This is a genomic window from Ureaplasma ceti, assembly GCF_040369755.1.
GTDB lineage: Bacteria > Bacillota_I > Bacilli_A > Mycoplasmatales > Mycoplasmoidaceae > Ureaplasma > Ureaplasma ceti.
This window is the reverse complement of record NZ_BAABQM010000001.1, coordinates 177,166-190,388: the sequence shown is the minus strand read 5'-3', so window position 1 is coordinate 190,388 and position 13,223 is coordinate 177,166. Positions and strand designations below refer to the sequence as shown.

The window sequence follows — 13,223 nt, the reverse complement described above, 5'->3', positions numbered from 1 at the left end:
GATTTTATATGTTCGCTGTATTCCAAACAGGTGGAAAACAATATAAAGTTCAACAAGGCGACGTTATTTTCGTTGAAAAATTAAACGTTGCTGAAGGCCAAGACATTACTTTTGACCAAGTATTAATGACTGAAAAAGGTATCGGTAAACCATTCGTTGCTGGTGCTTCAGTAGTAGCTACTGTAGAAAAACACGGAAAGCAAAAAAAGATTGACATTGTTAAATTTCAATCTAAAAAACACCACTACAAGAGACAAGGTCACAGACAACCATACACAAAATTAGTTATTAAATCAATTAACGCATAATTTCAATGATTAAAATTAAGTTCTACAAAAACGGTTTAGTCGTTTCTGGACACGCCAACTATGCTCCACACGGTCAAGACATCGTGTGTGCAGGTGTGAGTGCCATTACGATGGGAGCTATTAATTGATTTGTAGAGGAAGATGTTGAAATTGTCGTTGAAGAAGGATATCTTAGCTTAAGACTGCTGCACCAATCGCAAGCTAATTTATACTTATTAGAATTATTACAAACACAATTATCAGCACTTAATCATGAAGAGTACTCTCAGTATATTTCTTTTCAAGAAATAAACCATGAGTTAAGTTAGAAAGGATTTAATCTTATGAAAAACACTAAATGTTTCAACACTAAATGTTTAATAAACTTACAACTTTTTGCAAGTAAAAAAGGGGTAGGTTCTACTAAGAACGGTCGTGACTCAAACCCTAAATACTTAGGTGCTAAACTTGCTGATGGACAATCTACAAAAGCTGGTCAAATTATTTATCGTCAAAGAGGTAATAGAATTTACCCTGGCAAAAACGTTGGACAAGGTAAAGATCACACTTTATTTGCTTTAACTGCTGGTGTAGTTAAATACACTAAATTCATGGGAAGCAAAACTAAAGTTAGTGTTATCGAAAACGAAATTATTGAAAAATAATTTTTTAACCTACGCTAAACATTAAATAATTTATAAACCTATACTTTTGAAGTATTGTCTTCAAGAGTATGGGTTTTTTCGTCTATTAAAAATCATAGAAAGGAGATTTTAATGAATAAAAGAGTAAAAAACAACAGTATTGCTAAAGAAGATTTAGTAGTTACAAAATCTATTCCTAAAAGAATTGGCTTCTTCTCTGCTGTCATTATGACAATGGGTGGCTGTATCGGATCGGGTATCTTCTTTAAATCTGGTGGTGTTATGGGTTACACCCACAATTCCATTGTACTTTCTTTAGTTACTTGATTAATTGCAGGTTTATCTGTTATTGCAATGGCAATCGCATTGATTGATATTGCATCCCAATCCAAAAAAGATAACCGTGGGTTCTTAAGTTGAATTAGAAAATTTAATAGCCTTATGGTTTATAAAATGGCCAAAAATTACTTCTTGTACTTTTATGTGCCAACAAACTGGTTCATTGTGCCAGTATATTTATTGCAAAGTTTGCAAAGTGGTTTGGCTTATATAGACGCTTCATACGTTAATGGTGTTTTAGTCTATGGCCATATCGGCCTAAGTGTTCTTAACTTCCCATGATGGGGAATTATGTTAGTTACATTAGGTTTGAACTTCTGATTCTGTTTAGTATCGGGGTTCTCTTTAAAAATAGGAAACGCGACAAGCTTAATGGTAAACTTGATTAAATTTGTTCCATTAGCATTCGCCTTACTAATTGGTTTTATTATTATTGGTCTGAGTCACGGACAGTTGCCAACAGAAAATAACATTGGTTACATTCCGTACGATACCACAAGTACCGCACAAACTCAACCATCATTCTTCATGTTCTCTCCAGTCCTTGGAGTGTTCATGGCCTTATCTGCAATTTTCTTTGCATATGACGGATTCTATGTTGCTTCTGGAATGGGCGACAAATTAAAAGAACCAAAGAAAATTCCTTGAATTTTATTAACAGGATTATTAATTGTTACAGCTATTTACTTAGCTATTTCATTAGGTATCACATTAGGTGCACCTGGTGGAAAATGAGATAGAATTGGGATTTTCTTTGTTAAAAAACATATCGCATGAGTGTATGCGTTAATTAATATTATTATTACGTGTGGTATTCTCGGTAGCTTAAACGGCTATGGCATGTGAGGGCCATACTTATACCAAACCTTTATTGAATCTAGAGAAGCTTTATTTGCTAAAGGTTTAATTAAACACATCAATAAATTTAAAAAACCAGTTGTTGGTATTTTCTACCAATTAATCTTTGGTCAAGTTGTATCAGTCATTTGCTTTGTGATTGGTGCTTATGCCTACCGTTTAGTAGGGGGTTATGGTCTGTATGTTTCGCAAGGAGCACATAACCCAACCTTGGCTCATATCTATGCGTTCTGTGACTTGATTTCAAACTGACAAACGATTATTGCTTTCTTGTTTATTGCTTTAGCCATTTTATCTTATGGTTTTAAAACATCTAAATTAAAAAACAAAACTAAGAAACAATGATTGTATATCATCTGTGCCTTTATTAGTTCACTAGTTGTATTAATTGCGATGGTGGCCCAAATCATCAGCCCAATCGTAAACTTGATTATTGAAGTTCAAGCATACAATGAATTTAACTTAGGTCACAATTCTGGTGTTTGAGATGCGATTATTTCTAATACATGTTTAATTGCTGTATTAGCAGGAATTATTTTATTATGTGTAATTCCAAGTTTATGCGAAAAATACAACAAGACACTAAACCGTATTTACTACATGGAATTAGAAAAAATGAACTTAGAAATTCAGTTAACTGAATTAGAACACAAGAAACAAGCTTTATTAGATAAAGACCCAAACAAAACTTTAGAAGCTAAGAAAAACAGAAGATTCTTCTTTAAGAAAAAACAAGAAGAACCATTACCGTTAGCAGATATTTAAAACTTAAAACCTTACCAGGAAACGGTAAGGTTTTTTACACGATTATTTCCAGACTGTAATGTGATCACCGAATTATATAATGGGGGCAGATTAACAAAAGAGGTGATAAATATGACAAAATTTTATGCAGTTAAAAAGGGTACACAAACTGGCGTTTTTGAAACTTGAGATGAATGTCAAAATTCAATTAAAGGTTTTAAAGGAGCTGACTACAAAGCCTTTATATCTAAAGAAGAAGCTCAAGCGTATTTAACGGATAGAGATATCTGAGTGGAACAAGTGCAAAAAGATAACCAAGATGGCTATTTGGTAGCGTTTACTGATGGTAGTTACAATAAAGAATTAAATAGATATGGTTATGGAGTACAGTTAATTAAATCTAATGGTGAAGAAGAAAATATTTGTGGTTCTGGATCAAATGAAAAATATCTACCTGAAAAGAATGTTGCTGGAGAAGCTTTTGGAGTGATTAATGCTTTAGATTGAGCTATTTCGAATAATTATGACAAACTCAAAATTTATCATGATTATGAAGGATTAAATAAATGATTAACTGGTGAGTGAACTCCTAAATCTAATGTAGCTAAAATGTATACTAATTTATTTGAGTCTAAATTTAAAGCATTATTACAAGTGGAGTTTGTCAAAATTAAAGGTCACAGTAATATTGTTTATAACGATAAAGCTGACGCTTTAGCAAAAATGGCTTTAAATGATAAATATAAGAATGGCATTATGGGTGATAACTGATTCACCATTCCTTATTTTAAATTAACTGATTTTTATTTAATTAAAGAAAAAGTAACAGAGACATACAATAACATTTTGATTGAATTAAATGATGAACATGCAAATAAACAAATTTATAAATTTAAAAATAAGGGTGAAAAAATTACCATTACTTTATTTGATAAAGGTCAATTATTACTCCAAGGCAAACATTCGCCTTTATTCCAAACAATAACCTCAATTATTATTGAGGTATGTTCGAATATTAAAGTAGAAGAAATTTTAAGTAGTGCTTATCGCACTAATATTGATAAAGATTCGTTTATAGTCTTTATGATGATTTGTCTAATAATTTACCCAAAAACTATCCTAATGATATTAAAAGATTATTAAGACAATGTTTATTTAATACACAATATTTAAATTTGAAAGTAATGGATTATTGTGAAGATTATTCAATGTTTGCAATACCAGCTTTTAGAGCTTTAGAAGGTCACATCAAATACTTAATTAGTGAAACTGGTATTGTATTAAAAACTAATTTTAATTATTTTCAAAAAGACACTAACAATTTAAATCAATATATTTTTACCCCAAAAATTTCTGACTTAAAGAAAAAGACTAATATAGAAATATGCTATAATTTTTACAAATTACATAGAGACACCTTGTGTCACTTTGGAGAAGTAAGTTATCTTAATTTAAGTAACACTAGATTTATTTATTCCAAACAAGAATCTAATGATTTAATAGACCGATGCTTAAATTTAATAACTACGAATTGTTAAAGTAAAAATAAAAAAAGGAGTTTGTTATGAAAGAATTTATTGTATTAGATGTAGATTCAACTGAATGTGATAAACTGATTTTATTTTTAACTTATGAGGGTATTTTTAAACACATAAAAAAAATTGAACATTTTTTAAAAAAACAGTCTAATGTTCAAACCGTTCTTTTGGATCAATTGTTTATTACTGGTAACGGTTATAATAGATTTATTAAGTGTAATTATGTTAACGGTAAACTAGACTTTACTCAGGCATATCACGTAAAACCCAGTTTAGAAATCAAAAATGTAACCATTCAATGGTTGCATAATAATTATGAACTTGTGCAAAATTCGATTTTGACAGACAGTCAAAGACAAAATATTAAAGATAATGTAGTCTTTTAATAAGAAATTCTTTTCAGTAGTCAGTCAAATGATTGCTGAGGAGAATGTTTTTATGATGTCGGTTTTCAGAAACTACATAGAATCCTTTTTATAATCATTATTTATTAAAAATGGTGAACTATAATCGTTTATTAATCTATCAATTTTAAATTCATATTAGTAATTTTTTCTGTTTATTTTGTGTACAATATGATTGTTTAAGAGAGAGCGTATCATTATTTATTAGTGGAAGGTCTCTCTGGTTTCAACTGATTAGATATATCTAATTACTTTGGAATGCTTTATTTTGAAAAGGCCGCTTTTGAAAGTGGCTTTTTTATTTCATGAACCTAATAAGATATTATTTATTGTTTTAACGTTATCAAAATTTAATTTTTAAATTAGACATAAATAAAGAAGTAAACAATTGAATACAAGAGTGTATCGATTTAATCGTTATAAAGCAATAAAATATACAAGAATTGGAGGAGTTTACATGAAAGAATTTGTAGTTATCGATATTGATTCTTTAGAGTATGATAAACTCATCCTTTATCTTACTCACGAAAGTATCACTACATATTTAGATAAAATTGAACAGTTTTTATCAAAGAATCCAGATGTTAAAACCGTTTTATTAGATCAATTATTGGTAACAGGTAATGGTTATAATCGTTTTATTAAATGTAAATGTATAAATGGCAAATTAGATTTGAATACATCAGAAATAATTGAGCCACAACGAAACATAAAGTTCAGTACTATGCAGTGGTTACATGATAATTATCAATATGTTAAAAATTCTATTTTAACTAACAGACAAAAACAAAACATCAAAGATAAGATAGTCTTTTAACAGAAAATTCTTTCAGTAATCACTTAACTGATTGCTGAGAGAATTTTTTTATATAATTGGTGCTTAGCAACTACATTAAAATCTGATTTTAGATTAATTATTAATTACAATAAGTTTTAACAGATATTTTGGGCTACTACTACTCTCCTTTTACCTCCAAAATATCTTAATTGCAGAAAAAAGACTAATATAGAAATATGCTATAATTTTTACAAATTACATAGAGACACTTTGTGTCACTTTGGAGAAGCAATTTATCCTAATTTAAGTAACACTAGATTTATTTATTCCAAGCAAAAATCTAGTGATTTAATAAACAAATGCTTAAATTTAATAACTGCGTATTGTTATTAAAGTAAAAATAAAAAAGGAGTTTGTTATGAAAGAATTTATTGTATTAGATGTAGATTCAACTGAATGTGATAAACTGATTTTATTTTTAACTCATGAGGGTATTTTTAAACACATAAAAAAATTGAATATTTTTTAAAAAAACAGTCTAATGTTCAAACCATTCTTTTAGATAAATTATTTATTACTGGTAACGGTCATAATCGATTTATTAAGTGTAATTATGTTAACGATAAACTAGACTTTACTCAGGCATGTCACGTAAAACCCAGTTGAGAAATTAAAAATGTAACGATTCAATGGTTACATAATAATTATGAAATTGTCAAAAATTCAATTTTGACAGACAGTCAAAGACAAAATATTAAAGATAACATTGTCTTTTAATCAGCAATTCTCTTCAGTAGTCAGTTAAATGATTACTGAAGAGAATTTTTGGTGATATTAGTTTTCTATTACTAAATTTTAAAATACGATTTAGAAAAGACAATATAGTGTTCAATTCATTTTACTCATACCTATAAAAAGACCATTTTATTTTTACTAGAAAATAATTTAATGATTATTTTTTCTAAAATTAAATAATTTAACAAGAATGTTTAATAAACCGCCCCCATAATTGACTAAACAATTACGAAGGCAGTGTAATGTTTTATATTGTTATTTATTTTAATTGTATTTCTTTATAAAATTTATAAAATATTTATTCATATTATTTACAAGGCTTTCTAAATTTTTAATTGTTTTTTTCGTGCAGTCACCTTTTATTATGGCTTTTTTAAAAATAGCACAAAAATCTGGATTTTTATTATTTTTTCCATGTTCATCTCAAATTAAATGGAATTTTATTTTGTCAGTTTTAGAAATGAAATCTTCTATTTCTTTTTTCTTTCCAAACGTTATTTGTTTTAAATTACAACAACAGATTAATGGTGTGTTCTTAACATTACTTTTTAATCCAGAATCATCTCCATCTGTAAGTATAAATATTCTTTGGTTTATATTATTATTTTGTAAATTTTTAATTTTTTCTCTTACTATTTTTTGTTTCTGTTTTAGTATTTTTTTCTTTTCAGAAATTTCTAATTTTAATTTATTTATTTCCTCATAATGTTTTTTTATTAAATCATTTATTTTTTCTAGATTTTTATAATAATTAGGTTTATTTTTATTTAAATTCGTTATATTTGTTTGTTGTCTTTTAATTTCTTTTTCAATATTTTTTATTTCTTTACGATGACTTTTTATTTCTTGGGTATAAGAATCACCAACTGTTTCTGATTTGCCATTAATTTCAACTTCGCCTAAACCACCTATTGGTATGAAAATTCAATTTTTTATGTAGTGATTTGAATTTTCTCTCAATATATAGTGTTTTATCCCAGTTAAATACAAATAATCAGTAATTCCTTCCACATAAATAAAATAAGGATTTTCTGTTTCTAAAACATTTCCTGTAAATGTTTTCATTGATTGAGTTATTGGTTTTGAAGTGTTTTGGAAACCTTCATAACCATCATATTCTCAATAATTATTTTTTAAAAAACACTCATTATTTTTATTTGTTGCAATTCTTATATTTTCTAAAAAATCAAAATCAACTAAAGCTGGCAAATGTGTTGCAATAATTATTGTAATTTTTAAATCATTACATAACTTTCTTAATCAATTTCTAATGTTTACAATAGTTAAAGTTTCAAGATTTGTAAAAGGTTCGTCAAATAACAAAATATCTCCTGGTCTTAAAATTGTTTCATTATCGTTCATGATACAACTTTGCAAAGTAATTAACATTTCGAATATTGTTTGAAAACCCACTGACTGTTTAGAATATTTTTGTAATTCATTATTTACTTTTATAAAAAAAGACATTTTTTCATTAAAATTTATTTGAATTTTAAACTCATAAATATTTTCTTTAAATCCAAAAAAATAGTTAAACTGACTTGATAATTTACCACAACATTCGTTTAAAATTTCTTCTTTATTTTTTATTTCATAGTCATTTAAAAAATCTATAAAATTTAATTTTATTTTTTTGTTATATCTGTTGAATATAAAAAATAATTTATTTCAAAACAACTTTTTGTTTTTGTTATCTTCCAACTTGTTTATTTCAAAATAATTATCATCAATTATTTGGCTAATTTTGTCATAAAAAAATATTTTAGGAAATAAAATTTTATTGTTATTGCCTTCTATTCTTTGTAAAAGATTTCACGCCGATTCATCTTCAAACTGCATCAATTCTCTTTTATCAAGATATTTTTGAATTTCAACTTGTGATATTAAATTCTTGTCATTTAATGGCAAATTTTTATATTTGAGACCATCGATCATGATGGAATTGTCTATATTTTGGTCAATTCCATTATCATTAAGTCACTTTTTGGTTGTATTTAACTTAAATGATATTCTATTTTCTTGATTATTTATATCCTTTACTGTATTGAACGAAAATGCAATAAGATTATTTTCGTCTTTTTGAAAACCTGTTTTATAAATAAAAAAAATACATGGTAATAAATTTGTTTTATTAAAATTTTTATAATCATTTATTTTTTCGGTATTGTGATTATAAGAATATTCATATGTTTTACCTAACAATTCTATAGAATTTAAAATATTTGTTTTACCAACATTGTTAGCACCAACTAAAACAATTAATTCACCAATATAATTATCATCTATGGTTCTATCTATTATTAGACTTAATCCGTTATTTATAGGAAACATTCTTTCTTCTTTTTTTGTGGTCTCTAATTCTTCTATAAAATTTTCACCAAAACAATTTTTGTTATATCTTTTTGGCAGAGTTACTTCGTTTAATTGTTTATAAACACAACTCGCTTTTAGCTGTTGTTCTTTTGAATTTGAGACATTAGTTTCACTGATAATTTTTTTAATTCTATAATCAACTTCTTCTTTTAATAAATCATCTATCAATTTATTTCCCTCTTTATTTAAATTTAATAATGAAGAAACATGTTCAAAAATTATCTCTTGTTGTTGTTTTTTAGAAAAAATACCTAAATTACATGAATTTGAAATATTTATTATTCTCTTTCCTACTAATACACCTTTCATAAACACCCTCCAATTTAATCAATTTTAAATATCATTTATTTTATATATATTATTTATTGAAAATAAACAAAATTTAAATATTAACTAATTAGCAAAAAAACAAGAACCCAACTAAAAGGTTCTTGTTTCTTTATTGTAATAACAAGTGCAACGATTGGGTTTTAAAACCTGATATTATAATTATAAATAGATAACTCATGAAAAAACTGGGATAAGTTTACACAAATCCTTAATTTAATCAAATTTATAGTCTTGTTTTATGAGATTGTTAGTGAGTTATTTACTCGGAAATATGAAATGGATCACTATTCTTCTAGTGGTTCATTTTTTTCATTTCTGATTGATACATTTGGTAACTAGAAGTTCAATTAAACATTTCTCTATCCATTAAATTAATTTGGTTTTGCATGGCTAATAATTCTTCATCAGTTACATCGTTAAATGATGTGCCTTTTTTGTAGAAACGTCTAATTAAACCATTAATGTTTTCGTTGCTTCCTTTTTGATAAGAAGCGAATGGTTCACAATAATAAACCAAGCAGTCAGCTCAATTAGCTAACAGACCAATCTTTTCAAATTCAATCCCATTATCAGTTGTGATAGTTTTTACATAAAGATGGTTGTCTTTAATTAATTTTCAAAGAGCTGAATTAACTTTCATTGGATTCTTGGATTTAAGTCTTGTAACGAATAACATTCTTGTTTTCCGTTCTGTGAATGTAATAATATTGTCGAATCCATTAGCTTTCTTACCGATAACTAAATCTAGTTCTCAGTGGCCAAATTCTTGGCGAAGATCAATATATTTTGGTCTAACTCAAATTGGCATTACTCTTTTATCTTTAAATTTGCTGAAAATACCCGACTTTCTCTTGCCACCTTTTATATAGTATTTTCTAAGTTTGCCGCTCTTTTTCACTGCCCATCTATTCGAGTTAATTCAGTTGTATATTTGCTTATAACTAACCTTTTTGTAGTCTGAATTCAAACTTAAAAGATGTCAACAGTTTTTCACTCCACACACTCTTCTGTCGTATATAGACAAAAACTTATCTGTGTAATCTGAATACTTTAATAGATACATTGAATGATTGTGTCAACTTCTTCGGACAAATGATTTATGAGCATGTTCATAGTCGTAATATCCATCAATAGTATTACGTTTAATTCTCTTGAAATTGTCGAAGGACTTCTATTGAGGAACTTGGCAATTTTTATTATTGATAAACGTTCTTGATTAAATAACTTATCGATGGTGTAACGTTCTTCTTTGGATAATTGATAGTACATAATTTTTACCTCGTAAATAAAAATAACAACCCAACACCTTTATTGTAAGTGTTGCAGTTGTTATTTCAATTGAGGAACAAGAGCCCAATCAAAGGGTTCTTGTTTTTTGTTATTATTATAACTGTACGTATTCTTCAGTTAAGTTTAATTTTTTAGCAACGTTGTTGCCGTATTCAAATGAAATTTGTTTGAATCATTTTAATTGACGCATAATGATGTCGTGATCAACACCAGCCATTGAGTTCGCGATGTTAGTCGCTAAAACATCTTTTTCTTTGTCGTCAAATAAGTTGAATAAGGCTAATGGTTGGCTGAAGTAATCAGTGTCATATTTTCTGAAGTCATATTTCATAGCTTCGTGACTGTCACCGTAACTAAAACCAGGTTCAATACTCATCTTGTCATCATTGTATTGGTTGTATGAGTTTGGAGCATAGTTTAATACATCTTTGTAATCGTTTTGGTTGTTGTAACCACCACGGTGTGTAGTTGCGTATGGACATCTTGGACGGTTGACAGGGATTTGGTCATGGTTGATGCCTAAACGGTATCTTTGAGTATCACCATAACTAAAGATTCTACCTTGTAACATTCTGTCTGGACTGAATGAGATACCAGGAACTACGTGAGCAGGACTGAAAGCTGCTTGTTCAACGTGGTTGAAGTAGTTGTCAGGAACTTCGTTTAATTCTAAGACCCCAACTTCAATTAATGGTGCCACACTGTGTGGTCAAACTTTAGTTACATCAAATGGGTTAAATGGTAAGTCTTTTAATTGTTCTTCTGTTAAGACTTGGATCTTTAAAGTTCATCTTGGGAAATCTTTATTGTCAATAGCGTTGTATAAATCTCTTGTAGCGCTATCACGGTCTAAACTTGCAATTCTGTTAGCTTCTTCTTGCGTTAAGTTCTTAATACCTTGTTGTGTTTTAAAGTGGAATTTCACAAACACACGTTCGTTGTTAGCGTTAATCATACTGAAAGTGTGACTACCGTAACCGTTCATATGTCTGTAACCATCAGGAATACCACGGCTACTCATTAAGATTGTAACTTGGTGTAATGATTCTGGAGAGTGTGATCAGAAGTCTCACATCATGTTGTTACTTCTTAAGTTTGTTCTTGGGTCACGTTTTTGTGAGTGGATAAAGTCTGGGAATTTAATAGCGTCTCTAATAAAGAAGACTGGTGTGTTGTTACCAACTAAATCTCAGTTACCTTCTTCTGTATAGAATTTAATAGCAAACCCTCTTGGGTCTCTTTCAACATCAGCACTACCAGCTTCACCAGCAACAGTTGAGAATCTTAAAAAGACTGGGGTTTCTTTACCAATTTCACTGAATAATTTGGCTTTTGTGTATTTAGTAATATCATGAGTCACAGTAAATTTACCGTAAGCTCCGGCTCCTTTAGCGTGAACCACTCTTTCAGGAATTCTTTCACGGTCAAAGTGAGCTAATTTTTCTACTAATCAAGTATCGTCTAAAGTGACAGGTCCATAAAAACCTGCAGTCTTTGAATTATCGTTATCGTCGATTGGGCAACCGACTTCGTTTGTAATAAATTTGTTTTTATTTTGCACGGATAAAAACTCTTTCTTCTTATTTAAAAATGAATATTTAGTTTTAAAAATAAAACCAGTAATCCAATTATTATTTGTTAGGTATATTAGTTTTAAAAGTAAAACTAGTAATTAATTTATACCAAATTTGCGAAGTGTTAGTCAAGTAAAACGCATAACAAAAACACAAAAAGGATTAATCACTCAATACAAAATTAATGCGAAAATGTCAGTATTATATATAAAAATATAACCTCATCTTGTAAAGATGAATTTATAAAAGTTTATCCAACTTCAGTATTTTTATCAAAAAACAGCAAGCATTCTCACTACCTTATTGACTCTAAAAGCGTGAATAATCGTTTACAATCAACCTAGATAGATTAAAACTGACTTTTTAATCTCAATAATACAATTCAGTCAAAGGAGAATATTGATGAAAGAAGTATTATTAAAATTAGAAGTGGGTCAAGCCCCGATGAATAGTACTAGTGGGACCCAAGCTGACGGCCAAATTATCTACCAATTAAATACTGGGATTCAAGAAATTGATACAGATCCAGAATTAAACGAATTAAACAACGCCATTGCGATTTTGCACCGTTCTTATTACACTTTATTAGCTGATGGAACTTACGAATTAAACAAAGCGTTTGCACAAAGACAAACTGAAAATCTGTTACAGTTAATTCGTCAAATGATTAAACGTCTAGATACCATCCAAATGGCGTTAAACAGTTTTTACACTTCAGATGAAATGACTAAATGAGTGTTACAAACTTTTAAAGATTAATTATGATAAACAAAACCTCATCCCAGTTAGGAATGAGGTTTTTCTATTCTTAAATAATTTTGAATCTGTAACAGCTACATTCTTCGTTTTCGTCTTGGTTTTTGTTAAAAGACTTTAAGAATTTTAACGCAATTTCGATGATTTCTTCTTCGGTAAATTCTTTGACACCCATAGAAATGATGTTAGATCTACCTAATTCATCTTGACTAGTAGTTTTAATAGTTTCTTTGTTGATTAAACTGTTCTTTACGTTTTCTACGTATTGAGTGGCGTTAATCATACTTCTACCAGTGTTACAAATTAAAATTCCTACTTTGTGTAATTTGTCACCCTTGACTTCGTTGGCTAATTTAATAGCGTCTTGTACGTAGTCATTTGTTGGGTGAAAGTCTTTCACATCGTAATGTAATTCTGTTAATTTTTGAATCAAGCTAATTCTTGCTGATTCTGAGGCATAATTACCTGTAATGTAAATGGTTGGTTTTAGCATAAATGGATTTTCTTCAAAGG

General features: G+C 28.4%; 14 protein-coding genes and 1 pseudogene. 10 read left to right on the top strand and 5 right to left on the bottom strand.

The window, feature by feature from the left end:
* The first annotated feature begins 8 nt into the window (after window positions 1–8).
* The 9 genes from rplU (at window position 9) to ABWU82_RS00605 (ending at window position 6,369) form a co-directional block, all read left to right on the top strand.
* Window positions 9–308: a 50S ribosomal protein L21 gene (gene rplU, locus ABWU82_RS00645; RefSeq protein WP_353289582.1), complete on the top strand. Its 300-nt coding sequence runs from the start codon at window positions 9–11 to the stop codon at window positions 306–308.
* 5 nt (window positions 309–313) lie between these two features.
* The gene (locus ABWU82_RS00640; RefSeq protein WP_353289581.1) at window positions 314–616 is read left to right on the top strand and encodes a ribosomal-processing cysteine protease Prp; all 303 of its coding nucleotides are present in this window, start codon (window positions 314–316) and stop codon (window positions 614–616) included.
* Between the two features lie 15 nt (window positions 617–631).
* Entirely contained in the window at window positions 632–952 is a 321-nt protein-coding gene (gene rpmA / locus ABWU82_RS00635) for a 50S ribosomal protein L27 (RefSeq protein WP_353289580.1), read from the top strand.
* Between the two features lie 111 nt (window positions 953–1,063).
* Entirely contained in the window at window positions 1,064–2,893 is a 1,830-nt protein-coding gene (locus ABWU82_RS00630) for an APC family permease (RefSeq protein ID WP_353289579.1), read from the top strand.
* Window positions 2,894–3,004: 111 nt separating this feature from the next.
* Window positions 3,005–4,015: a ribonuclease H1 domain-containing protein gene (locus ABWU82_RS00625; protein WP_353289578.1), complete on the top strand. Its 1,011-nt coding sequence runs from the start codon at window positions 3,005–3,007 to the stop codon at window positions 4,013–4,015.
* Complete coding sequence (locus ABWU82_RS00620) at window positions 3,964–4,410, top strand: RNase LS family HEPN domain-containing protein (RefSeq protein ID WP_353289577.1); 447 nt, start codon at window positions 3,964–3,966, stop codon at window positions 4,408–4,410. The genes ABWU82_RS00625 and ABWU82_RS00620 overlap by 52 nt, the downstream gene beginning before the upstream one ends.
* 26 nt (window positions 4,411–4,436) lie before the next feature.
* Window positions 4,437–4,796, top strand: a complete 360-nt coding sequence (locus tag ABWU82_RS00615; protein WP_353289576.1) for a type II toxin-antitoxin system RnlB family antitoxin — start codon at window positions 4,437–4,439, stop codon at window positions 4,794–4,796.
* 475 nt (window positions 4,797–5,271) lie between these two features.
* Window positions 5,272–5,631, top strand: coding sequence for a type II toxin-antitoxin system RnlB family antitoxin (locus ABWU82_RS00610; protein ID WP_353289575.1), 360 nt, complete (start codon window positions 5,272–5,274; stop codon window positions 5,629–5,631).
* A gap of 474 nt (window positions 5,632–6,105) precedes the next feature.
* A complete protein-coding gene (locus tag ABWU82_RS00605) occupies window positions 6,106–6,369 on the top strand; it encodes a type II toxin-antitoxin system RnlB family antitoxin (protein WP_353289709.1) in 264 nt (87 codons plus the stop codon).
* Window positions 6,370–6,651: 282 nt separating this feature from the next.
* On the opposite strand, the gene ABWU82_RS00600 is transcribed toward ABWU82_RS00605, so the two are convergent.
* The 4 genes and pseudogenes from ABWU82_RS00600 to ABWU82_RS00585 all read right to left on the bottom strand — a co-directional run bounded on the left by ABWU82_RS00600 (window position 6,652) and on the right by ABWU82_RS00585 (window position 11,941).
* Window positions 6,652–9,069, bottom strand: coding sequence for an ATP-binding protein (locus ABWU82_RS00600; protein WP_353289574.1), 2,418 nt, complete (start codon window positions 9,067–9,069; stop codon window positions 6,652–6,654).
* A gap of 313 nt (window positions 9,070–9,382) precedes the next feature.
* Window positions 9,383–9,898: an IS30 family transposase gene (locus ABWU82_RS00595; protein ID WP_353289573.1), complete on the bottom strand. Its 516-nt coding sequence runs from the start codon at window positions 9,896–9,898 to the stop codon at window positions 9,383–9,385.
* 335 nt (window positions 9,899–10,233) lie between these two features.
* Window positions 10,234–10,359: pseudogene (locus tag ABWU82_RS03630) on the bottom strand (helix-turn-helix domain-containing protein); the annotation flags it as partial.
* Window positions 10,360–10,474: 115 nt separating this feature from the next.
* Complete coding sequence (locus ABWU82_RS00585; RefSeq protein ID WP_353289571.1) at window positions 10,475–11,941, bottom strand: catalase; 1,467 nt, start codon at window positions 11,939–11,941, stop codon at window positions 10,475–10,477.
* A gap of 415 nt (window positions 11,942–12,356) precedes the next feature.
* Between ABWU82_RS00585 and ABWU82_RS00580 the strand changes: the two genes are divergently transcribed.
* Window positions 12,357–12,713, top strand: coding sequence for a hypothetical protein (locus ABWU82_RS00580; RefSeq protein ID WP_353289570.1), 357 nt, complete (start codon window positions 12,357–12,359; stop codon window positions 12,711–12,713).
* Between the two features lie 49 nt (window positions 12,714–12,762).
* On the opposite strand, the gene ABWU82_RS00575 is transcribed toward ABWU82_RS00580, so the two are convergent.
* Window positions 12,763–13,203 (bottom strand): RpiB/LacA/LacB family sugar-phosphate isomerase, encoded by a 441-nt coding sequence (locus ABWU82_RS00575; RefSeq protein ID WP_353289569.1) that lies wholly within the window; start codon window positions 13,201–13,203, stop codon window positions 12,763–12,765.
* Window positions 13,204–13,223 lie beyond the last annotated feature (20 nt).